Raw genomic sequence first — 24,703 nt, forward strand, 5'->3', positions numbered from 1 at the left:
ACTAGCTTAAACTAAAGAACAACTTGTTGTGAATTCTTGCTGACCGAATGCCATCTATAAGGAGGTGATCCAGCCGCAGGTTCCCCTACGGCTACCTTGTTACGACTTCACCCCAGTCATCAACCACACCGTGGTGAACGCCTCCCCGAAGGTTAAGCTATCCACTTCTGGTGCAATCAACTCCCATGGTGTGACGGGCGGTGTGTACAAGGCCCGGGAACGTATTCACCGCGGCATTCTGATCCGCGATTACTAGCGATTCCTACTTCATGGAGTCGAGTTGCAGACTCCAATCTGGACTACGATAGGCTTTTTGAGATTCGCATCACATCGCTGTGTAGCTGCCCTCTGTACCTACCATTGTAGCACGTGTGTAGCCCTGGTCGTAAGGGCCATGATGACTTGACGTCGTCCCCGCCTTCCTCCAGTTTGTCACTGGCAGTATCCTTAGAGTTCCCGGCATAACCCGCTGGTAACTAAGGAAAAGGGTTGCGCTCGTTGCGGGACTTAACCCAACATCTCACGACACGAGCTGACGACAGCCATGCAGCACCTGTATTCTAATTCCCGAAGGCACTCCCGCATCTCTGCAGGATTCTAGATATGTCAAGACCAGGTAAGGTTCTTCGCGTTGCATCGAATTAAACCACATGCTCCACCGCTTGTGCGGGCCCCCGTCAATTCATTTGAGTTTTAACCTTGCGGCCGTACTCCCCAGGCGGTCTACTTATTGCGTTAGCTGCGTCACTAAGTCCTCAAGGGACCCAACGACTAGTAGACATCGTTTACGGCGTGGACTACCAGGGTATCTAATCCTGTTTGCTACCCACGCTTTCGAGCCTCAGTGTCAGTATGATGCCAGAAGGCTGCCTTCGCCATCGGTATTCCTCCAGATCTCTACGCATTTCACCGCTACACCTGGAATTCTACCTTCCTCTCACCTACTCTAGCCTAACAGTATCAGATGCAGTTCCCAGGTTAAGCCCGGGGATTTCACATCTGACTTATCAAGCCACCTACGCTCGCTTTACGCCCAGTAATTCCGATTAACGCTTGCACCCTCTGTATTACCGCGGCTGCTGGCACAGAGTTAGCCGGTGCTTATTCTGCAGCTAATGTCATCGTCCGTGGGTATTAACCACGGAGTCTTCTTCACTGCTTAAAGTGCTTTACAACCAAAAGGCCTTCTTCACACACGCGGCATGGCTGGATCAGGGTTGCCCCCATTGTCCAATATTCCCCACTGCTGCCTCCCGTAGGAGTCCGGACCGTGTCTCAGTTCCGGTGTGGCTGATCATCCTCTCAGACCAGCTACAGATCGTCGCCATGGTAGGCCTTTACCCCACCATCTAGCTAATCCGACTTAGGCTCATCTAATAGCGAGAGCAACAAGTTGCCCCCTTTCTCCCGTAGGTCGTATGCGGTATTAATTCGAGTTTCCCCGAGCTATCCCCCACTACTAGGTAGATTCCTAAGTATTACTCACCCGTCCGCCGCTCGTCATCTTCTAGCAAGCTAGAAATGTTACCGCTCGACTTGCATGTGTTAAGCCTGCCGCCAGCGTTCAATCTGAGCCATGATCAAACTCTTCAGTTTAATCTTGCTATGAAGTCCTTTAAAGAGACTTCTAAACTTGGCTCATTTAATCTGGCAAATCGCTAAAAATTATGTTCGTAATGAATTAACTTTGAGTTTTTCTGCTGTCTTAAATGATAATTTTTATAGTTAATAATCTTCCCGAAAAGAAAAGATAGTCAACTTTATTTTTTAGCATTCTGAATCAGCAAAAATCCACACAAGTTGTTCTTTAGTTATGCTTTTAAATAGTGTCAATCTACTGTCGTCCAGTAGTTGATATATAGGGTATTGCTTTCCACTTCATTGACTTAAACCATATGGGTTATGCCTTGAAGCGAGCTGACTATCATATCATAATGATTTGATCTGTCAAGCTTTTATTTTAAGTTCTTCAGTAAGATAGTCGCTTCGTTAGTAGTAAACCTTCTTACTAATTTCGCTGCTATTCCCTTGCTGTGGGGCGTATTATAGACAGTTTGAGCTGGGTGTCAACCGCTTTCTCTAAGCTTTTTAGATTAATTCTAGGAAATATAAAATAACAGATATTTTTCAATAGGTTACAATGAAAGGTATTTTCTAATTCCTGTATAATATACTAAGAATCGCTATTTAGATCTAGGTAGACTACTAGATCATACGGTTTGGAGTACTTTTATAATTCCTATGACCTATTATCTTTAACTTTTTTGATATGCATCTTTCTTTAGCCTGTATCGACTTATCTATCGACACTATTGATATTATAGACAGTGACTATATATATAGATGCTGCTTATAATAGAAGTAGAACTATATATAGTGAGAAGTAAGAGACATAGGTAGTTTATAAATGCATAGGTTATTCGATTAGCCTTATCTTATAATATAGCCATTATCTGTTTGTCATGTGTTCAACAATATCTTTATTAGATATTATATTTCCTATAGTCTACGTGAATTACCTCTATAACCCTTGCCGCCTAGTGTTTATAGATGGTTTTTGTTATAGTAGTTGCCCTAATGGCATTACTTGTCTTGCACTGTCAGTTAACCGTATTTAAAGGGCATGTTGCTGCGTTTTTTTATGTATTAGCTGTATTAGTAGGTTGGATAAACAACCAAACAGCTGTATATGAGCTAAACGTGTTCGAATAATGCCTGTATCTCTTAACGTATCACGTTTAACGTATATAATTTATGTGGTCTCACGGTCATATGGTTGATAGTTGCAATCATCACTGCCAACGGACTCAAAAACAGGTGAATAGATTATGGTAGCGATTACTTTACCCGATGGAAGCGTCAAAAACTTCGAAAGCAATACTACAGTCATGGAAGTGGCACAAAGCATTGGGGCGGGTCTTGCTAAGGCCACGGTCGCTGGACGTGTAGATGGTCATCTAGTTGATGCTTACGATCCTATCGTCTTTGATGCTAAGGTTGAGATTATTACCCCAAAAGACGATGACGGTGTCGATATTATTCGTCATTCATGTGCTCACTTGTTAGGTCACGCTGTTAAACAGCTCTACCCTGACGTTAAAATGGTCATTGGCCCTGTCATAGATGATGGCTTTTATTACGATATATATAGTGAGATGCCGTTTACACCTGAGCATATGGAAAAAATTGAAAAACGCATGATGGAGCTTATTAAGCAAGATTATGATGTCATCAAGAAAATAACGCCACGTGCTGAAGTAATAAAGATATTCGAAGAACGTGGTGAGGATTATAAGCTCAAATTAATTAATGATATGCCAGGTGAAGAAGCTTTTGGCTTGTATCATCATCAAGAGTATGTGGATATGTGTCGTGGTCCTCACGTACCTAATACACGTTTCTTAAAAGTATTTAAACTGACTAAAATGTCAGGTGCCTATTGGCGTGGTGACGCTAAGAATGAACAGCTGCAACGTATTTACGGTACTGCTTGGGCAGACAAAAAACAGCTAAAAGCATATATCCAACGTATCGAAGAAGCAGAAAAACGTGATCATCGTAAGATTGGTAAAGCGCTAAATCTATTTCATATGCAAGAACAAGCCCCAGGTATGGTATTTTGGCATGCTAATGGATGGACGATTTATCAAGTACTTGAGCAATATATGCGTAAAGTACAATATGATAACGGCTATGAAGAAATCAAAACGCCGCAAATCGTTGATCGTAGTTTATGGGAGCGTTCTGGACATTGGGGCAACTATGCGACCAACATGTTCACTACATCGAGTGAAAACCGTGATTATGCGGTAAAACCGATGAACTGTCCGTGTCACGTACAAGTATTTAACCAAGGCTTAAAGTCTTATCGTGACCTGCCATTACGTATGGCTGAGTTTGGCTCATGTCACCGTAACGAACCATCAGGCTCACTACATGGTTTGATGCGCGTACGCGGCTTTACACAAGATGATGCGCATATCTTCTGTACCCAAGCACAAATTCAGCAAGAAGTGGCAGACTTTATTAAGCTAACCCTTGCTGTTTATGAAGATTTTGGTTTTGATAATATCATTATGAAGCTTTCAACTCGTCCTGAAAAACGGGTTGGTAGCGATGAGTCATGGGACTTCGCTGAAAAAGCCTTAGCTGATGCTCTTGATAGCTCAGGTCTTGACTGGGATTATCTACCGGGCGAAGGGGCATTTTATGGTCCTAAGATTGAATTTAGTCTTAAAGATAGTTTAGGTCGCGTATGGCAGTGCGGTACTATTCAGGTCGATCCTAATATGCCTGAACGTCTCGATGCTGAATTTGTTAATGAGCAAAATGAGCGCGAAGTACCTATTATGTTGCACCGTGCAATCTTAGGTTCGTTTGAGCGCTTTATTGGTATACTTATCGAAAACTACGCTGGATGGATGCCTGTTTGGCTTGCTCCGCAACAAGTAGTTGTTATGAATATTACCGATAAACAGGCAGAAAGTTGTAAAAATGTCGTTAATGAGCTAAAAAATGCAGGTTTACGTGCAGTTAGCGACTTGCGTAACGAAAAGATTGGATTTAAGATACGAGAGAAAACATTAGAACGTATTCCCTATATGCTAGTATTAGGGGATAAAGAAGTTGAATCAGGCAGCGTCAATGTCCGAACCCGCGAAGGTGAAAACCTAGGCGTGATGACTGTCCCTGAATTCATCAAATTAGTACAGACTGCCGTTGCCGAAAAAGGCCGTCAGAATCAAAAAACAGATCAGGAGTAATACCTATTAAACAGTCAAACCGTCTGAACACCAATGAAGATATCAGTGTTAAGGAAGTTCGTCTTGTCAGAGAAGACGGCGAACAAATGGGCGTGGTCGATATCGATACCGCTATGAAAGCGGCACGTGATGAAAATCTAGACTTAGTTGAATTAGTGCCGGATGCCAAGCCGCCAGTATGTAAGATCATGGATTATAAGCATTTCCTTTATGATCAGAAGCAAAAAGCGAAAGAGGCCAAGAAAAACCAAAAGCAAACTCAGCTTAAAGAGATGAAACTGCGTCCTAGTACTGAAGAAGCTGATTATCAGGTAAAACTGAAAAAAATCGTTAGCTTTTTGGAAGACCAAGACAAAGTTAAAGTTAGTATTCGCTTTCGTGGTCGCGAAATGGCGCATCAAGACATTGGTCGTAAGCAACTTGAACGTATCATTGAAGATACTGCCGATATCTCAAACGTCGAACAACATCCAAAAATGGAAGGTCGACAAATGGGTATGCTGCTTGGGCCTACTAAGAAAAGATAATTGGACAGCGAATATTTAAGCTTGCCATATTTACTTGTCTTTATTTTTGACCATCAATATGCTGCGGGATATTGATGGTTTTTTACTATTGTTTGTCATAAATTTATTATTCTAATTACCACATAGTTTTACAAAATCAGCCTTCACGACTCTTTGGTTACACGGTAATCTTAAAATCTATTCCGCATTTTCTATTAACAACAACTTAATAACTATAATTCAATTAATAGACTCTCAGCTACTATAATTGCTGTTTGAATTAGAATAATGGACAATAATCAAAATTATTTAGTAATCCAAAATATTTGATCTATTACTTATCTATAGGAAAACTTATGCAAGAACTAACACCTCCAGAAAATACGAATACGCCAAGTATCTCTCTGACTCCTCCAGCTCCTGTAAAAGAAATAGAAAAAAGTGAAGCAGATCAGATGGTTAAATTGGATGAGAGCCAAATTCCAGAGCTTGATGCCAAAGTCGATGCTTTCGTTGATCATGTCATTACCAACCCAGTGCATGGTCCTGACTTTCAGCAAAACTTGCAATCCATTCATAACTTAGGCACTAAGGAAATCCGTGAATCTGCACAAGTATCTAATCGGATGCTGGAACTTCCTGCCAAGAGTATCAACGATAGCTTGTTTGATAACTCACCGATTGCCAAATCTCTTACTGAATTACGCGGTATTGTAGAAGATTTGGATCCGAGTAAAAAAGAGCTGACCAGCTCACGCAAACTATTCGGTCTCATTCCATTTGGCAATAAAGTACAAGATTATTTCCGCCAATATGAATCGGCGCAATCACATATCAATGCAGTGGTGACCAGTCTATACAATGGTAAAGACGAGCTACTCAAAGACAATGCCATGATTGAGCAAGAAAAAGTCAATATGTGGGATTTGATGCAATCTATTCGTCAGTATATCTATGTTGGTAAAAAGATTGACGAACAGTTAGAGCAGAAGGTCTATGCTCTAGAAGCTACTGACCCTGAAAAAGCACGTATCATTAAAGAAGAAATGCTATTTTATGTACGCCAAAAAAATACTGATTTTTTGACTCAGCTGGCTGTTAACGTACAAGGCTATTTAGCGTTAGATACCATTCGCAAAAATAACTTAGAGCTTATTAAAGGGGTTGATCGCGCTACCACTACTACCATTTCGGCATTGCGTACTGCAGTAGTCGTTGCACAAGCTATGACAAATCAAAAGCTAGTCCTAGATCAAATTACAGCGTTAAATAAAACGACTAGTAGTCTGATTGAGTCTACCTCAGCTATGCTTAAACGCCAATCTGGTGAAATTCATGAACAAGCGACCAGTAGCACTATTGAGCTTGATAAACTACAAAATGCTTTCAATAATGTCTACGATACGATGGATATGATTAGTAATTATAAAATTGAAGCACTAGAAAATATGAAGCAAACCGTTAATACTTTGACAACTGAAGTGGATAAAGCGCAAAAATACTTGGACAAATCTAACCAAACCACTGTGCTTGAAGTTTCAAAAGAAATAGATAGTAAAAAGATTACAAACAAATCTGGTGCTACTGATATCGATATTTGATACAGCAGTTTGTCCAGTAAAAGCATGCTGTCAAATACACATAACATCATTGACGCAAGATATTAATCTGTTGTTCGTGTTAAGATAGCCATTATTAATAATTTTAAAAATAGATACGGTAATTTATGAGTTGGAATGATCCAAACGCCTCAAGCGAGGCACAAAAATACGATAATCCTATCCCTAGTCGTGAGCTGATATTACACACGATCGCTGAACACGGTGAAGCGACACATCAGCAGTTGGCAAAAGCTTTCGATATCAATGATCCTGATCAATTTGATGCGTTGGGTAATCGTCTAAAAGCAATGGCTCGTGATGGCCAAGTTAACCGCGAAGGGCGTCCTTATCGCTTTCGTACAGTCACGCAGCAAGATGTTGTCACTGGTACAGTATCTGCTCACCCAAAAGGTTTTGGCTTTGTCGTGTTGGCAGATATGCCAGATTTGTTCTTGCACGAAAAGCAAATGCGTTGGGTGTTCAACGGTGATACGGTCAATGCTATTGGTACGTCGACAGACAACCGTGGTCGTACTGAGGGCCGTATTGTTGATGTAACCGAACGTCATCAAAACCATTTTATCGGTACGCTTGCTCGTGATGAAGATGGCTACTGTGTTGAGCTTGGCAGTCCTAACAATCATCAGCCGATTACAGTCACCGAAGATAACATACAAGAGTTAGGTGCTAAGAAAGGCGATCCGGTTAAAGTTGATGTCATTGACTGGCCTAATCAGCATGAGTTTGCTACTGGTAAGATCACCGAAGTACTTAGCGATGATAATGATCGTGAGCTGATCATTGAGACGACCCTACTTAATTACGATATTCCGTCTGAATTTAGCGAAGCGGCACTTAAGCAAGCTAATGATTACCGAGAGCCTAGTAAAAAAGACTTAAAGGGTCGTACCGACTTACGTGATTTGCCGTTAGTAACTATCGATGGTGAAGATGCGCGTGACTTTGATGATGCCGTGTTCGCTGAAAAACGCTCTGGCGGTAACTATCGAGTACTGGTCGCTATTGCTGATGTTAGCCATTATGTGACGCCAAACTCTCCACTTGATCAAGATGCTTATGAACGTGGTACCTCAGTTTATTTCCCGCATCGCGTCATCCCAATGTTGCCTGAAGTACTGTCGAACGGTTTGTGTTCGCTTAACCCTTCAGTTGATCGCTTATGTATGGTTGCCGATATCAAAATATCGCGTGCTGGCAAGGTGACAGGTTACGAATTCTATCCTGGGGTCATGCATTCACAAGCACGTTTAACTTATAATCAAGTAAACGATTATTTTGCCAATCCAAAAGATGACAGCATTCCAAAATCATTGACAGATAATAAAGATGTCAAAAAATCTGTCGATACGCTACATCAGTTATATGACTTGCTCATTAAAAAGCGCGAAGAACGTCATGCGATGGAATTTGAAACTGTTGAGACTTATATTAAGTTTAATGAGAAAGGCGGTATCGCGGCTATCTTGCCACGTACTCGTGGCGATGCTCATAAGCTCATCGAAGAGTGCATGTTACTTGCCAATACCTGTGCGGCAAACTTTGCATTGAAAAACGAGCTACCTGTACTATATCGTAATCACGATAAGCCTGATGGCGAAAAATCAATGCGTGTTCATGAATACGCAAAAAACTTTGGTTTAAGCTTTCCAGAAGAAAGCCCAACGCAAGCGGATTATCAACGCATTATTGAAGCCACGAAAGATCGTCCTGATGCGGTTAGTATCCACAGCATGTTACTACGCTCGATGATGCAGGCCAACTACGCACCTGATAACATCGGTCACTTTGGTTTGGCATATGATGAATATAGCCATTTCACTTCACCGATTCGCCGCTATCCTGACTTGATGCTACATCGTGCCATTAAAGCGAAAGTAACTAATAGTCAGCATCCCGTCATGGACTTCTCTCTTGATGGTGCAGGTACGCAGACTTCAGATACCGAACGCCGTGCTGAAAAGGCTTCACGTTTTGTAGAATCTTGGCTTAAATGTCATTACATGAAAGATCATGTAGGCGAAGAATTTGATGGTGTCGTTACTACAGTGACTAGCTTTGGCCTATTTGTGACGTTGACTGATCTATATATCGATGGTCTAGTACATATCTCAAATGTCGGTGATGATTTCTTTGTCTATGATGAACAGCAGCAGCAGCTTATCGGCAAAGACAAAGGCACTTTGTTTGGACTTGGTGATTTGGTCAAAGTAAAAGTCGCTGGTGTCAATATGGATTTGCTCCAAATTGACTTTGATTTAAAAGCCAAGTTGCAATCTAGTGAGATGAATCAAACAAAGAAAGGCCAGCCTAAGAGAAGCTCAGCTAAGAAAAGCAGTAGCCGGAACAGTAAAGGTGCTAGCAAAAAGAGCTAAATTGATGTTTAAATCTTAAATCAAAAAAAAGGCTAAGGTTATCTTTAGCCTTTTTTTATGCTTCTAATTTATGTGCTTCTAGTGAACTACTGAGTATTGATCACCTGATCTAAGCGCTCTTGCTCGACTTGCTGTGCTTGATTTATTTGGCTAGTTGCATTATCCATGATAGCTTTGGGCTGCTTCCCCAAAGGCTGGCTTGCAATATTTGCTGAATTAGATAGCTTATCATTAGACATAGTTGTAGCTGTAGTATGGATAGGCGTGGCATTACTTAGTGCTACTGCTCTATTTTGCTCATGGCGATTACCATTGATGATATTGAAACCTAGTAAAATGACAATACCTATCAGTGCTAGGATAATTAAATGTTTCATCTGCATGACTTACTTCTCGTGATATTGCTAAGTTTGTCATCTTACAATGCATTTATTATGCCTAACTTTTATACCTTACGATAAAGATTATTCTTGCGGACTATTTTTGTCTAATAAATCCGTTTCATTAGAACTTTCCGCAATTTCTTGTTCAACTTTTTCCATCAGTTTTTCATCAGGACGAGCATCAAACACGTCATCAACATTATCTCCATTCAGGATTTGCTTAGCGCGCGCTTTAGCCTGTTTTTTATCTTTATCATCTGCTGAATTTTCACTACTCTGCTCATTCTCTGGTACAGAAGTCATGGGCGTCACAGTCAGCTCAGAACTGTCTATACCTTTACCATTTTGCATGTGCTCAAATGCTTTTTCTAATTTATTATTAAAACGTAGTCGATAAATAGGTTCAGGTAGGCTAAAGCCTTGGTTTTCTAGAGCATGCTTAGTTTCACGAATAGCAATACTACGTGCTTTAGCAAAGTCAGTCTCTGACTGATCCACCCAAACTTGAAACTCAAGAACGATATTAGAATCACCAACATGAGTGATGACAGCGATAGCTTTAGGTTTGTCTAAGACAAAACTTAATGTGCCTATCGCGTCTAGTCCAACTTTAATTGCCGCTAATGGATCATCGTTAGCATCGACACCTAGTTCGAAGGTAAAACGGCGCTCAGGATTTTTAGTATAGTTTAAAATAATTCCTTTAAAAACTTCGGCATTCGGAATACGTAACTGATTACCGTCTAACGTCATTAGAATAGTTGCCCGTGAGGTCAAGCGCACTACAATACCCTCATGCTCGTTGATTTTTACTTGATCACGAGCACGAAATGGTTGACGAATACTTAGCATGAGAGAGGCAATATAATTCTCAATAGAATCCTTTACTGCGAAACCAACAGCAATACCAATTACCCCTGCACCGCCAAGTAGCGTGCCTAAAATAGTCTCTGCACCTATCAAGCTCAACGCCAAAATTAGACCAAAAACAATAAAAATCACTTTAATCGTTTGGGATAACAGCTCGGCTACAAAGGGATTGGGAGTCAAACGCTGCCATATTCCTTGACGTTTGGACAACCAACTGCCAAACCAAGCCACAATGCCAAATATAACAATGCCTACCAATAATAACGGTAAAGCTTTGACTAAATTTGTACCTTGAGTTTTGAGGCCTTGATATACTGTTGAAACATTATCTTGTACATCGAGCGTACGATTAATCTTATCTTCAACCGTCACTACATCCGTTAAGCGATTGGTAAGGTTAATCGCTTGCTGGGCTTTTTTCTCGTTCGGGGTTTCCCCTGTTAAAGTGACAACACCTTGGGTAACACTGACATTGACTGTCTGTAAGCCATCAATCTCGGAGAAAATACCGCTAATACGCTGACGAATGTCATTGTCTTTTTGCGGGGTAGGTGTGGTTTCAATTTGAGCATTATTAGTGCTCTCACCACTGATAACTGGCGGTGCCTCTATCGGCGTTGGTGCAGTAGGTAACGCGCTACCACCATCTTCTATGCTCTCTAACACGTTACTTTCTGGTTTAGGCGCTGTAGCAGGTTCTTCTTCTGCGCTTATAGAAGTATTGCTATCTACATTTGATACTGCTGCAATGCTTTCCAACTCTTCACCAACGGCATGAGCAGGCAAGCCATAAAAAATAATAATTGATAATAATAGCTGACCTAGGACTTGCAAATATTTATGTATAGATAGATGGTCAAAAAAAGCTATCATAAGTATCCTTTATTAATGTATCAACTATAATTGCCTATATGATAAACATAGGCAACTATACTAATAGACTATCAACTGTCTAGATAACTTTGAGCCTCGCCAAGATCTAGTGTACCTTCATAAATGGCGCGCCCTGTAATGATACCTTCAATACAATCACCATAAGGCTTTAACAGTTTAATATCTTGCATATCAGTGACACCGCCTGAAGCGATCACTGGCAAACCACCCTCACGTGCCAAATTGACCGTTTGCTCAACATTGACGCCTTGCATCATGCCATCACGAGCTATATCGGTATAGACGATTGACGATACACCAACATCAGCAAAACGTTTGGCAAGCTCAGTTGCTTTAGTATCGGTGACATTTGCCCAGCCATGAGTGGCTACCATACCGTCTTTGGCATCAATACCAACGATAATGTGTCCTGCAAACTCGCGACAAGCCTCAGTAACGAAATCAGGATCTTCAACCGCTTTTGTACCGATAATAATATGAGTAAGGCCTGCAGTGATATATTGCTCAATAGTATGCAGATTGCGTACCCCGCCGCCTAATTGAATAGGTAGTTTGGGATAAGCTTTAGCAATATCATGAACCACGCGCTTATGTACGGGTACACCATCAAATGCGCCATTAAGGTCAACCAAATGCAGACGCCTTGCTCCCTCTTTAACCCAGCGACCTGCTACCGCTACGGGGTCATCAGAAAATACCGTATCATCCTCCATACGGCCTTGTTTTAAGCGTACACATTTGCCATCTTTGAGATCGATAGCTGGAATAATCACAGGCGCAGCACACATACAGCATTCCTTATAAAAATATTTTATTAAAAAAAGTAAAACAGAAACAACAATAATTGAAAAATGTTAAGAAAATAATATAAAGTATGCACTTAACTGAATATTTATATTCAACAGATTAGATACAACTTAAGTTTGTGTTTTTAGTTAGAATTCTAGTCGTCGTTTGGCTAAAATTAATTATTGATAACTATAAGTTTCAGCCTTTAAATTCGGCACTACAATTAGATAAATTCAATTACTAACTGGCAATTTTAGGTTAATTTAGCGTATAATCCTAGGTAAATTTGTATTTGTTTCTATATCTTAGCCACGCATGACGAGCATCTACAGATAGCTTGATAATGTTCGACTATAAAGGTATGACAAAGTACAGACAACAAATCGGTGAAATGTTGACCATAACCTTGTCTGTTATTCCGATAAACCAGTAACGAGTAGATTGGCATGGTTTGAAGTTGTATGCTAATCATTTAATTGGTTTGTTTTTGATCAGATTATCATATATTGAGTCTAACGGTCTTGTGACCATCCTAGAACTCATCTATATGATACTAGTATTACAATGTTTCAAATTTTAATAAAACGCATGGTAAGCCTATCTTTGAATTAAAGTGCTCACTCTAAGCGACTAGCTTTGGAGGTTTACTTTAATTTGATAGATTTATCATGCATCTTGGTAGCCGGTCGCCATATTGGTAATTCGAATAAGACGTTAACGTGTTGTTAAGGAGTCTAAGGTCAGCGTTAATACTCTTACTTGCAGTAATACTTAAGCTTTACGTTTAAGGCGTTCAATCACAGCTTTGCTTTAGGGCTGCTGATTGATAGCTTTTAATTAAGCTTTTGCTAATACTGCCGTCGTACCAAACAGGACGTCTGGTATCGTTTTAGACTATGGACTAAGTTTTCGCTTATGATTACCATCAAGAAAGGTTTGGATTTGCCCATCACAGGTGAGCCCTCCCGCGAGATATCAGAGCACAGACCAGCACATGTGGCACTCGTTGGTTACGATTACGTAGGTATGAAGCCTACGATGAATGTCACAGAAGGTGACATCGTAGCTAAGGGTCAACCCGTTTTTGAAGACAAAAAACGAGTGGGTGTTATTTATACTGCCCCTGCTGCTGGTAAAGTCATCGCCATTAAACGTGGCGAACGTCGTGTCTTTGAAAGTCTTGTAATTGAGGTTGACCCAAACGGTGAAGAAGTAGAGTTTCAGCGCTATGACTCCCAGCAACTTGCTGACTTAGACTCTGAAGCTGTTGAAACTCAATTGCTTGCTTCTGGTGAGTGGACTGCATTTCGTACGCGTCCTTATAGCCGCGCGCCTGATATTGGCGCTCGTCCGCATGCTATCTTCGTCACCGCTATGGATACCAATCCACTAGCGTTTGACCCGATGCTGCTGATTAATGAACAGACACAAGCGTTCAATGACGGCCTTGCTGTTTTATCAACGCTGAGTCCTAAGACTTTCGTTTGTCATCATTCTGAAGCCAATATAGCACCAGTGCCACATACGGCGACAAACAATGTTACTGAGTATCATAGCTTTGCGGGTAAACATCCAGCAGGTCTTGCTGGTACGCATATTCACTTTTTGCATCCAATTAGTCGCGGTGTGACCGTCTGGACGATTGGCTACCAAGATGTGATTGCTATTGGCAAACTCTTTACCACTGGTCGTTTATATACGCGCCGTCTGCTAAGCTTAGCTGGCCCTGCGGTCAAATCCCCGCATTTAGTGGCAACTGAGCGCGGTGCCGATATTACAGTATTGACGAAAGGTCAATTGGCTGCTGGCGAGAACCGTATTATTTCAGGCTCAGTTCTGTCTGGTCGCAGGTTGTTTACTAATGTGGCCTACCTTGGTCGTTTTCACAATCAGATCAGTGTGCTATCTGAGGGTCGTGAGCGCCCAGCGTTTCACTTCTTTAGTCCGGGTGCAAATCGCTTCTCTAAACTTCCTATTTATATTTCGCAATTTTTTGGTGGCAAGAAGTATAACTTTACCACGACGAGCAATGGCTCACCGCGAGCAATGGTACCTATCGGGGTTTATGAAGAGGTCATGCCGCAAGATTATCTGCCGACCCAGCTATTACGTGCTTTAATCGTTGAAGATATTATCACTGCGGTTGATTTAGGCGTACTTGAACTAGACGAAGAAGATTTAGCATTATGCACCTTCGTATCTCCTGGCAAATATGAATTCGGTGATATTTTGCGTGATAACTTAACGCGCATTGAGCTGGAGGGCTAACCACGATGAAATTTTTACACAATATGTTCGATCGTATGGAGCCGTCTTTCACCAAAGGTGGCAAACACGAAAAGTACTACGCTATCTTTGAGATGTTTGATACGTTTTTACGTCAACCAGGCTCAACGACTTATGCCTCATCACACGTACGTGACGGTATTGATCTGAAGCGCATTATGATTACCGTATGGCTATGTACCTTTCCAGCAATGTTTTGGGGTATGTACAACGTCGGTCATCAAGCGTTAACCGCCATCGCTCAATTGGGTTTGCAACCTGAGGGCTGGCGTACCATAATCACTGGCATGGCTGGCTATAATCCAGATAGTATCTGGGCAAGCTTAGTCTACGGGGCAATGCAATTTTTACCGATTTATATCGTCACCTTTGGTGTTGGTATTCTCTGTGAGATTATATTTGCCGTAGTGCGTGGGCATGAAGTAAACGAAGGTTTCTTTGTGACCTCTGTACTGTATGCACTGATTTTGCCGCCAGATATTCCATTATGGCAAGTTGCTTTAGGTATCATCTTCGGTGTAGTCGTTGCTAAAGAAGTTTTCGGCGGTACTGGTAAAAACTTCCTTAACCCTGCTCTATCAGGTCGTGCATTCTTATACTTTGCTTATCCAGCCTATATGTCTGGTGACTCAATATGGACAGCAGTCGATGGTTTCTCAGGCGCAACGCCACTTGGCCTTGCAGCACTTGGTGTGACTCCTCAGGACTTCGTTGATGTCTATGGCAATGCGATCACTTGGGGTGATGCGTTCTTAGGTAATATGCAAGGCAGCATCGGTGAAGTATCTACGCTTGCAATTTTGATGGGTGCGGCCGTTCTACTTTGGACACGCATCGCATCATGGCGCATTATGGCAGGCTGTGTGGTTGGTCTTATTGCCACCTCTCTTGTCTTTAATATGATTGGCTCTGAAGACAATCTAATGATGAACCTGCCATTTTATTGGCATCTAGTTATTGGTGGCTTTGCGTTTGGTGCTGTCTTTATGGCAACTGATCCCGTTTCAGCTGCACATACTAATAACGGCCGCTGGGCTTATGGTATTTTGATTGGCTTTATGACGGTACTGATTCGAGTAGTCAATCCAGCCTTCCCAGAAGGCATCATGCTGGCCATTCTATTTGCTAACTTATTTGCTCCATTGTTTGATTACTTTGTGACCCAAGCAAACATCAAACGCCAAACAGCTCGGAGGGTTCGTTATGTCCAAGCCCAAAAGTAATAATACAAAAACCATCAGTGTGGCATTGACGCTATGCTTGGTGTGTTCAGTATTGGTTTCAGCAGTTGCAGTTGGTCTCAAACCGGCGCAAGTTGAAAATGCACGCTTAGATCGTAATAAAAACATCCTAGTAGCAGCCGGTATGTATGATGCTGAATCTGACACCGCTGCAGACGTTGCTGAACGCTTTAAAGATTTTGAAGTCGAGATTGTTGATTTAAACAAAGGTAACTATCTCGATGATGACGCTTTGAAAGTAGCGGGTATTCCTGATCGCAATGCTTATGATGCTAGTCAAGCAACTAAGAATAAAGCTTTGAGTGAAGACTTAGGTAGCAACGATCCTGCTGGTATTGGCCGTAAGCCTAAATACGCAAAAGTCTATGTTAAAAATGATGACGCAGGTCAACCTGAAATGGTAGTCCTACCGATTCAAGGTTATGGATTATGGGGCACTATCTACGGTTTCTTAACACTTGAAAGCGATATGAATACCATTAAAGGTATTAGCTTTTATGAGCATAAAGAAACCCCAGGTCTAGGCGCTCGTATCGAAGAGCCAGAGTGGCGCGCAAAGTGGAGCGGTATCCATTCATATGATGAAAATGGTGATGTTGCTACTGGTGTGACCAAAGCTGGTAACCCAAAAGAAAACTGGGTAGATGGTATCAGCGGTGCAACGCTTACTGGTCGCGGTGTAAGCAACATGATTCAGTTTTGGTTAGGTGAGCAAGGCTATAAACCTTACCTAGATGCGCTGCGCGAAGAGAGCGGTCAAACAATTGATAAAGCTGATACACAAGCCAAATCAGATAACAAGGCAGCTCAACCTACAACCGAACTGGCAGCAGCGCTACCAGTAGCAAACGGCAAGGAGGCATAACATGGCTGACACAAAAAGTATTTTAACCTCGCCTATTTTTGATAATAACCCCATCGCCCTACAGATATTAGGTATCTGTTCGGCGTTGGCGGTAACGACGAGTATGTCCAACGCCTTAGTCATGTGTGTGGCATTGACATTGGTAACGGCTTTTTCAAGTTTCTTTATCTCAATTATTCGTAAGCAAATCCCATCAAGTATTCGTATTATTGTACAGATGACGATTATCGCCTCATTGGTTATCTTGGTCGATCAGGTGCTAAAAGCAGTTGCTTACGATGTCAGTAAAGGACTATCGGTATTCGTTGGTTTGATTATTACTAACTGTATCGTCATGGGCCGTGCAGAAGCATTTGCCATGAGTAATCCACCAGTACCAAGCTTTTTAGACGGTATTGGTAACGGTCTTGGCTACTCTGCGGTACTGCTATTCGTCGCTACTATCCGTGAGCTCTTAGGTTCAGGAACGTGGTTCGGTATCACTATCCTACAACCAGTAACTGACGGTGGTTGGTATTTACCAAACGGTCTATTACTACTACCGCCATCAGCGTTCTTTATTATTGGTTTATTCATTGCCATTGTCCGTATTTGGAAACCAGAACAGGTTGAAGAAGCAGAGTTTGTAATGAAGCCGCAGTCTAAAGGTATGGCACACGGAGGCGGTCACTAATGGGACATTATATTAGTTTATTTATAACCTCAGTTTTTATTGAGAATATGGCGCTTGCCTATTTCTTAGGCATGTGTACCTTTTTGGCAGTGTCCAAAAAAGTCTCCACAGCTATCGGTCTTGGGGTTGCTGTCATTGTAGTAATGGCCATTACTGTGCCATTGAACAATCTATTGTTCCAGTTCATCCTAAAAGATGGTGCGCTGGCATGGGCAGGCTTCCCTAATATTGATCTTAGCTTCCTAGGTCTACTAAGTTATATTGGTCTCATTGCAGCTACCGTACAGATATTAGAGATGTTCTTGGACAAGTTTGTGCCAAGTTTATACAACGCTCTTGGCGTGTTCTTACCGCTAATTACTGTAAACTGTGCCATTTTAGGTGGCGTACTGTTTATGGTAGAGCGCGACTATAACTTTAGTGAGTCTGTGGTATATGGCGTAGGTGCAGGTTTTGGTTGGGCAATTGCTATCACCGCATTAGCAGGTATTCGTGAAAAGCTTAAATATTCAGACATTCCAGCACCGCTGCGTGGTCTTGGTATTACCTTTATTACGGTTGGCCTTATGTCGCTCGGCTTTATGTCGTTCGGTGGTATGTCCATTTAAACCGCTAAGCTTAGTGCCGCTAATTAATTGATTGTTTAATTCATGAATTAGCGGATGCTCTAGCTTAAAACCCTATTTAGCTATTTGACCTATTTAATTCATTTATTCGGTAGGCGTTCGGGTAGAGTGATAAATTCATACTCCCGCACCCCTACCCCATAGATTAAGGATACATATCATGGATTATGCTACGGCGATTGGTGGCGTTGCTATGTTTACCTTGATCATCATGGGCCTCGTTGCCATTATTTTGGCGGCACGCTCAAGACTGGTCAGTTCAGGCGATGTTACTATTCATATCAATGATAATCCCGATAATGATGTTGTGACTCCAGCAGGCGGTAAACTACTACAAACTCTTGCCAGCGAAGGTATATTTTTATCTTCAGCATGTGGTGGCGGTGGTACGTGTGCTCAATGTCGCTGCCGTGTTATTGAAGGTGGTGGTTCTATTTTACCCACCGAAGAAGGCTATTTTACTCAAGGTGAAATCCGTAATCATATGCGCTTGGCTTGTCAGGTAGCTGTCAAGCAAGATATGAAAATCGAGATTGATCCTGAATTCTTTGATGTACAAAAATGGGAATGTGAGGTTATCTCGAACGATAACGTTGCAACCTTTATTAAAGAGTTGGTGCTGAAAATTCCAGATGGCGAAGAAGTTAACTTCCGTGCTGGTGGTTATGTACAGCTAGAAGCGCCACCGCATGAAGTACATTATAAAGACTTTGATGTTGATGAGGAATATAGAGAAGATTGGGAAAAATTTGGTATCTTCAAATATGTCTCAAAAGTTGATGAGCCGGTCATTCGTGCTTACTCAATGGCCAACTATCCTGAAGAAAAAGGCCTCATCAAGTTTAATATTCGTATCGCAAGTCCACCTCCACGTGGTCCTGACGGTATTCCACCAGGCAAAATGTCTTCTTGGACGTTTAGCTTAAAGCCTGGCGATAAAGTTACGGTATCAGGCCCTTACGGTGAGTTTTTTGCTAAAGATACAGAAGCTGAGATGATCTTCGTTGGTGGTGGTGCTGGTATGGCTCCAATGCGCTCGCATATCTTCGATCAGCTTAAACGCTTAAATTCTGATCGTAAGATCAGCTTTTGGTACGGTGCGCGCTCTATTCGTGAGATGTTCTATGTTGAAGATTACGATCAACTAGAAGAAGAGTTTGATAACTTTGAGTGGCATGTGGCCTTATCTGATCCACTTCCTGAAGACAATTGGAACGGCTATACTGGCTTTATTCATAATGTCTTGCTAGAAGAGTATCTAAAAGACCATCCAAACCCAGAAGACTGTGAATACTACATGTGTGGGCCACCAATGATGAATGCTGCCGTCATCGATATGCTACACAGCCTTGGTGTTGAAGATGAAAACATCATGCTTGATGACTTTGGCGGTTAAGCTTAATAGTTAAAATACTTGTTTATTTTGACTTATGCTTATTTTGACGGTCACTATGAAATGCATAAAAAAGAGCGTCAATAGTGGCGCTCTTTTTTTTAATCCATTTTTGCTGTTGGATAAATCCACCATGTTAACTAAAGATAAATCCTACATAAGCTTACCTACAACTAAGCCTCAGGATGAACGAAGGACAGCAGGTAATACTGTATTATTTGCTGCTGCAGCACTTAGCCTAGCTGGTTTAACAGCCTGTCAACAAACGCCTGATTATAATTATTTGATCGGTGAAACGATGGGCACAAGCTACCATATCAGTTACCAGTTGCCAGAAGATGTCGATGAAGCAGATATCCAAGCGGCTATCAACGAACGTTTGCAACAGATCAATGACAGTATGTCGACGTACCAAGCTGATTCTACTATCTCTAAATTCAATAAGTTAGGTAAAGACATGCCTATCATCATTGATGCCGATTTTAGTCGCGTGCTCGATGTCTCGCGACAAGTCTATACCGAATCCGGTGGAGCATTTGATCCTACCGTTATGCCTCTTATCAATACTTGGGGGTTTGGTAGCACCATGACCGTTGAACGCTTACAAAGCCCACCTAGTGCAGAGGCTATTGCACAAGCAAGTGCCTTGGTAGACTTTGATGGTGTCGTAAAACAAGATCAAACGATCTACAAAACTAAAGATGGTATTGGTTTGGATTTTTCGGCAGTAGCGAAGGGTTATGGCGTCGATGTCATCGCTGATGTACTCAGAGATCGTTATCAAATTCGTAATTATATGGTTGAGATTGGTGGGGAAATTGCGACTGCTGGCGTTAGCAATCAACAACAGCCTTGGCAAATCGCCATCGATGCCCCTATTGAGGGTAGTACTGTGAGCGAGCGCCAGACTATCACTGCTATTCGTCAACCTATAAAAACCAACAACCAGTTACATCTAGCGACTTCAGGCAACTACCGTAATTCAGTGATATTCGATGGCAAGCACTATAGCCATACGATTGACCCTACTACTGGAAAACCTATCGTTGGTGGTGCACCTTCGGTAACTGTTGCGGCAGACTCAGTCGCACTTGCGGATGCATGGGCAACTGCTCTCACTGCTATGCCTTATGAGAAGGCACTTAGTGTCGCTAAACAACAAAATTTAGCCGCACTATTTGTGATATTAGCTGATGGAGTACAACCGAACGATTCGGTAGATAGTCTCGATGATTGGCAAGTAGTACAGACGCCTGCGATGCAAGCATTACGTGCTGATAAACAGCCTTAATCTCTAATCATTATGCTTTAAAGAATACTCGAAGAGTAAACGGACAGTGCAAAAATTTGCTATACTATTAAGGTGTTATCTCTATAAATAAAGATAGCACCTCTATTTTTAAAAAACGAGGTTTCCTCTATGTTTAGTCAATTGCTTCCCATGCTTGCCATCACCTTTACCGTATTTATATTGTTCTTTGTATTTATGGGTATTGGCTATATGGTCAAGAAAAAGCCGCTTAGAGGATCTTGTGGCGGTGTTGCTAAATTGATGGGCGATGAAAACTGCTCATTCTGTGGTAATGATCCTAATAAATGTGACTCAATCATCGCTGAACAGCAAGAAAATGCGTTAAAAGCCGCTCAATTAGGTAAATCTGTATAAACGCCTGCGCTAGTTACCATACGCTGGTAGTATTTACCTAACATCTGTTCCTATAATAGCGTCTAGTCCTTTGAAATGGATTGGCGCTATTTTTAGTTGTGCTGTGCAATTATTTATAAATAGCTCTTTATAATCAGCTTTCAAAATAGTCAGCTTTTCAAAGTCACTACTCATATACTATGTTTGCCCTATTCAATAAGGTAGCAAGCTTGTATTTCTTGCGCTCTGCAAGTACTTTCTAGTTCTGATTTATTATATCAATCACCGTTTAGGTGCGTTTTCTATGGTGTTATTTGCAAGCGACGACTCTATCGACGCTGTTTAATGACGTGTCCTTTTTCTTACTCTAATAGTCGTGCTGCTATGTCTACTTCTCCAAACTCGCAGTCATTTAAGCTGCCCTCATCACGCTTCACTTTTTGGCTCGTGTTATGTGCCATGATTTTACTTGCCACCAATATGCGTGCGCCAATCGTTGCTCTTGGCTCTATTGCGCCAGTAGTACAAGATGCGCTCAATATTTCTGAGACTCAGATTGGTTGGCTAGGTGCAGTGCCCATGCTGACTTTTGCAGTGGGCGCGCTTATCGCACCATCAATTGGTAAGCGCTTTGGGCTTGAGAATACGCTGATTGTGATGATTGCGTTATTAACGACGGGTATGATTATTCGTACCGTTATGCCAACTTGGATTGGGTTTTTAAGTGGCACATTATTACTAACGTTGGCCATTGGTTTTGCCAATACCTTAGCTGCGCCCGTTATTAAACAGCGTACGCCGAATCATATTCCGCTGATTACTGGTTTGTTTAGTCTAACGATGACGGTGACGGCAGGCATAGTAGCAGGAGTCGTACTACCGCTATCTGAGCAGGTAGGCTGGCAGTGGGCGCTTGGTGGTTGGTCGATTTTAGGCATATTTGCCATTGTACTTTGGGTATTTTTACGTCTGCGTCTCGGCTCATCTAGTCATCAAGCGGTTGTCCCACCTGCATCAGGATCTTCAGAGATATCCATGTGGCGCACGCCTTTTGCTTGGCAAATTGCAGTCTTTATGGGTTTGCAGTCACTGCTGTTCTATACCGTTGCCAGTTTCTTGCCATCTATTTGGGTAAGCCAAGGACTATCAGCCGTTAAAGCCGGACAAATGGGTTCGGTGTTTCAATTTATGGCACCGATCGCTATTTTAAGCTTAACTTGGCTGGTAAACCGGGGGCGTCCTATTCAAGCGTTGGCGGTATTTGCTGCTGTGTTAAACGTCATTGGTATCATAGGGGTAAGCTACTTATCTACTGACCTTGCATGGTTATGGTCAGGCTTAATGGGCATTGGCTGCTCAGCGATTTTTACCTTAAGCATGATGTTGTTCTCGCTACGTACCTATACGACTAACCAATCTAGCGAGCTGTCTGGCATGGCTCAATTCGTTGGATATTTGATTGCGTTTTTTGGTCCATTAGGGACTGGTTGGCTACATGAAGCGACTGGCAGCTGGGATTTACCGCTTTTTATTATGCTAATCTTGATGATTATCAATGTTGTGATTGCTTGGATGGTAAGTCGTCCAGTGATGGTCGATGGTCGCCCTGCTTAGCTTAAAGCGTGTTTGATGTATTATTAACTATCAGCAGTCATTAATAATGCCGACTTGTGAATTATTAAAGCGCGTTTAATAATGATAAATTCAAAGGAATGAAGATGAGCAACTCTATCAAGCAAAACAAAGCTGACACTGAAAGCCAGTTCGATTTATTACCTGCTGTTGCTAATTATCTAAAGGTATTAAATGAACAGCTGCTCCCTGCTTTTATTAACACAGGCAGTATCCCTAACGCCATCAATGCCAGAGATGGCCTAGCAAATTTAACTCATACCTTTGTCACCGAAGCCGTGAATGTGGCGCTAATAGTCGATGACATCATTGAATGTGATGCGTCAACTAACGATGCTTATGATGTGCCTACTTATCATGTACCAGTGCGCCTTTTTTATCCTAGCTTGCCTGATGCTTCAATAGAGCAGACTGAGCAAACACCACCACCCGTGATGCTGTACTTTCATGGTGGCGGTGGTACAGCGGGTAGCGTCTCTGTTTATCATCAAATTCTATGCCGTTTAGCGAAGCATACTGGGCACATTATTGTTGCCCCAGAATACCGCCTTGCACCAGAAAATCCTTACCCTTGTGCTCAAAACGATGCTTGTACCGCTTTGCTTGGATTGAATAAACTACTCGCCCGCCATCACATTAGCACAAATGAGCTAGTAGTAGCAGGAGACAGTCATGGTGGGGCATTAGTCACCAATCTCCTACGCGACCCTAGAATAATAGAGTCAGGCATAATAAATGATATCAGCGCGCAAGTACTGATATATCCGAGCGTTGACTTTACTATGAGCTGTCCCTCTATTGAAAAATACGCCAATGGTTATCTGCTCAGTCAAGCACGTATCAGTTGGTATTTTGACCAGTATTTTCAACATAACTTTCAACACGATGAAGACAGACAGGCAAAGTCCGCTCTATTTGCCAGCTCAGATGAGCTCGCGCATCAGCCGCCTGCCCTTATCATTAATGCAGCGGTCGACCCGTTATATGATGAAGGCGTTGCTTATGCCGCCAAACTTAGCGAAGCTGGTGTTGACACGCAGCACATCACTTTTGACAAAGTCATTCATGCTTACCTAAATATGGAAAATCTTAATCCTGATATCTGTAAACAAACTTATCAGGCCATATCTGAGTTTTTGGGTAGCAAAAGTTCTGAATAACGCTAACCAATCTCAGACAGTCAACGGCTATCAAAGTTGTTAAGGTGTTTTTTGATCATAGTATCAGCTACTTGTGAATATTAAGCCTGACCTAATATAAAGCAAATAATGCCAATAAATATGTAACGGAATCACTATGTCATTGCCTTTAATAAAGCCTTATTTATTTAAATTTTTATCAAAGAAACTTAGCTTAGCGCTACTGACTAGCTTAGCGTTGATAGCGTGTAGTCCAGCCACTGATAAAGAGGCTGACGCTAACGACCCAGTAGTAGATGTACCTCAAGCAGAGGTTGCTAATGAAGTTCCACGTGAAACAGCAACTGAGCAAGATAATGTCGCGTCGATTGAGCAACCTCTTACTATTTTAGCACTTGGCGACTCTCTGACCGAAGGTCTAGGGGTAGACCCTGATGACAATTACCCTGCCCAATTAGAAGCAACGCTCAAAGATATGGGCTACGAGAATGTCAAAGTCATCAACTCAGGTCTCAGTGGGGAAACCAGCACTGGCTTGATCAACCGTTTGGACTGGGTTGCACAAACCAAGCCTGACATTACTATTTTGACCATCGGTGCGAACGATGCTATCCGTGGTATTGACGTCGCAACCGTTGAAGCCAATATCCGTACTGCTGTCAAACGCTTACAAGACAATGGCAGTGAAGTCATCTTGGGCGGCATGCAGATTTATGACAATCTTGGCTCTGATTATGTACAGTCGTTTGCCGCGATTTATCCTCGTGTCGCTAAAGATATGAACGTCACGCTTATTCCGTTCTTCTTAAATGGTGTGGGCGGTGACCCTGAGCTCAATCAAGCTGATGCCATTCATCCGACCAAGGATGGCTACACAGTTATCGTTAATGATAATATCCTGCCAATCTTAGCGCCTAAGCTTGAAGCAATGGTAGAGAATGAAAGCAACTGATTCGACTGACTGAGAAAATTTTAAAAAGCCAGTGCAAGTAACAGACACTACG

General features: G+C 42.0%; 18 protein-coding genes and 1 rRNA gene. 15 read left to right on the forward strand and 4 right to left on the reverse strand.

All coding sequences use genetic code 11. The features are described 5' to 3' along the window. Positions 1-57 precede the first annotated feature (57 nt). A 16S ribosomal RNA gene (locus AK823_RS13280) occupies positions 58-1,596 on the reverse strand. A 1,232-nt stretch (positions 1,597-2,828) separates the two neighbouring features. On the opposite strand from AK823_RS13280, the gene thrS reads away from it, so the two are divergent. From thrS to rnr, 4 genes are all read left to right on the forward strand, one after another. Then, complete coding sequence (gene thrS / locus AK823_RS13285; protein ID WP_068329853.1) at positions 2,829-4,763, forward strand: threonine--tRNA ligase; 1,935 nt, start codon at positions 2,829-2,831, stop codon at positions 4,761-4,763. A gap of 23 nt (positions 4,764-4,786) precedes the next feature. After that, positions 4,787-5,290, forward strand: a complete 504-nt coding sequence (infC, locus tag AK823_RS13290) for a translation initiation factor IF-3 (RefSeq protein ID WP_068038635.1) — start codon at positions 4,787-4,789, stop codon at positions 5,288-5,290. A 335-nt stretch (positions 5,291-5,625) separates the two neighbouring features. Beyond that, positions 5,626-6,870 carry a toxic anion resistance protein gene (locus AK823_RS13295; protein WP_068038638.1) on the forward strand — a complete coding sequence of 415 codons (1,245 nt, stop codon included), beginning with the start codon at positions 5,626-5,628 and terminating at the stop codon, positions 6,868-6,870. A 125-nt stretch (positions 6,871-6,995) separates the two neighbouring features. Continuing rightward, entirely contained in the window at positions 6,996-9,263 is a 2,268-nt protein-coding gene (gene rnr / locus AK823_RS13300; protein ID WP_068038641.1) for a ribonuclease R, read from the forward strand. Positions 9,264-9,349: 86 nt separating this feature from the next. On the opposite strand, the gene AK823_RS13305 is transcribed toward rnr, so the two are convergent. From AK823_RS13305 to hisA, 3 genes are all read right to left on the reverse strand, one after another. Further along, positions 9,350-9,640, reverse strand: a complete 291-nt coding sequence (locus tag AK823_RS13305; RefSeq protein ID WP_228138874.1) for a hypothetical protein — start codon at positions 9,638-9,640, stop codon at positions 9,350-9,352. Between the two features lie 87 nt (positions 9,641-9,727). Further along, positions 9,728-11,389 carry a mechanosensitive ion channel family protein gene (locus AK823_RS13310; protein WP_068329855.1) on the reverse strand — a complete coding sequence of 554 codons (1,662 nt, stop codon included), beginning with the start codon at positions 11,387-11,389 and terminating at the stop codon, positions 9,728-9,730. A 71-nt stretch (positions 11,390-11,460) separates the two neighbouring features. After that, complete coding sequence (gene hisA / locus AK823_RS13315) at positions 11,461-12,198, reverse strand: 1-(5-phosphoribosyl)-5-[(5-phosphoribosylamino)methylideneamino]imidazole-4-carboxamide isomerase (RefSeq protein ID WP_068038650.1); 738 nt, start codon at positions 12,196-12,198, stop codon at positions 11,461-11,463. A 916-nt stretch (positions 12,199-13,114) separates the two neighbouring features. Between hisA and AK823_RS13320 the strand changes: the two genes are divergently transcribed. The 11 genes from AK823_RS13320 to AK823_RS13370 all read left to right on the forward strand — a co-directional run bounded on the left by AK823_RS13320 (position 13,115) and on the right by AK823_RS13370 (position 24,651). Further along, complete coding sequence (locus tag AK823_RS13320; RefSeq protein WP_068329857.1) at positions 13,115-14,467, forward strand: Na(+)-translocating NADH-quinone reductase subunit A; 1,353 nt, start codon at positions 13,115-13,117, stop codon at positions 14,465-14,467. Positions 14,468-14,472: 5 nt separating this feature from the next. Then, entirely contained in the window at positions 14,473-15,708 is a 1,236-nt protein-coding gene (locus tag AK823_RS13325; protein ID WP_068038656.1) for an NADH:ubiquinone reductase (Na(+)-transporting) subunit B, read from the forward strand. Continuing rightward, complete coding sequence (locus tag AK823_RS13330; protein WP_068329860.1) at positions 15,689-16,591, forward strand: Na(+)-translocating NADH-quinone reductase subunit C; 903 nt, start codon at positions 15,689-15,691, stop codon at positions 16,589-16,591. The genes AK823_RS13325 and AK823_RS13330 overlap by 20 nt, the downstream gene beginning before the upstream one ends. A gap of 1 nt (position 16,592) precedes the next feature. Then, positions 16,593-17,264 (forward strand): NADH:ubiquinone reductase (Na(+)-transporting) subunit D, encoded by a 672-nt coding sequence (locus tag AK823_RS13335; RefSeq protein ID WP_068038663.1) that lies wholly within the window; start codon positions 16,593-16,595, stop codon positions 17,262-17,264. Continuing rightward, positions 17,264-17,872 (forward strand): NADH:ubiquinone reductase (Na(+)-transporting) subunit E, encoded by a 609-nt coding sequence (gene nqrE, locus AK823_RS13340; RefSeq protein WP_068038666.1) that lies wholly within the window; start codon positions 17,264-17,266, stop codon positions 17,870-17,872. Before AK823_RS13335 ends, nqrE begins: the two co-directional genes overlap by 1 nt. Before the next feature lie 178 nt (positions 17,873-18,050). Then, complete coding sequence (nqrF, locus tag AK823_RS13345; RefSeq protein ID WP_068038669.1) at positions 18,051-19,286, forward strand: NADH:ubiquinone reductase (Na(+)-transporting) subunit F; 1,236 nt, start codon at positions 18,051-18,053, stop codon at positions 19,284-19,286. A gap of 130 nt (positions 19,287-19,416) precedes the next feature. Beyond that, positions 19,417-20,574 carry an FAD:protein FMN transferase gene (locus AK823_RS13350; protein ID WP_082785735.1) on the forward strand — a complete coding sequence of 386 codons (1,158 nt, stop codon included), beginning with the start codon at positions 19,417-19,419 and terminating at the stop codon, positions 20,572-20,574. 129 nt (positions 20,575-20,703) lie between these two features. After that, complete coding sequence (nqrM, locus tag AK823_RS13355) at positions 20,704-20,949, forward strand: (Na+)-NQR maturation NqrM (RefSeq protein ID WP_068038672.1); 246 nt, start codon at positions 20,704-20,706, stop codon at positions 20,947-20,949. Between the two features lie 324 nt (positions 20,950-21,273). Beyond that, positions 21,274-22,542, forward strand: coding sequence for an MFS transporter (locus AK823_RS13360; RefSeq protein ID WP_068329862.1), 1,269 nt, complete (start codon positions 21,274-21,276; stop codon positions 22,540-22,542). A gap of 104 nt (positions 22,543-22,646) precedes the next feature. Continuing rightward, positions 22,647-23,720 carry an alpha/beta hydrolase gene (locus AK823_RS13365; RefSeq protein WP_068329865.1) on the forward strand — a complete coding sequence of 358 codons (1,074 nt, stop codon included), beginning with the start codon at positions 22,647-22,649 and terminating at the stop codon, positions 23,718-23,720. Between the two features lie 136 nt (positions 23,721-23,856). Next, positions 23,857-24,651, forward strand: coding sequence for an arylesterase (locus AK823_RS13370; protein ID WP_068329868.1), 795 nt, complete (start codon positions 23,857-23,859; stop codon positions 24,649-24,651). The last annotated feature ends 52 nt before the right edge of the window (positions 24,652-24,703 follow it).

Origin of the sequence: Psychrobacter sp. P2G3, from assembly GCF_001593285.1 — a bacterium.
In the GTDB taxonomy this organism is placed as follows: domain Bacteria; phylum Pseudomonadota; class Gammaproteobacteria; order Pseudomonadales; family Moraxellaceae; genus Psychrobacter.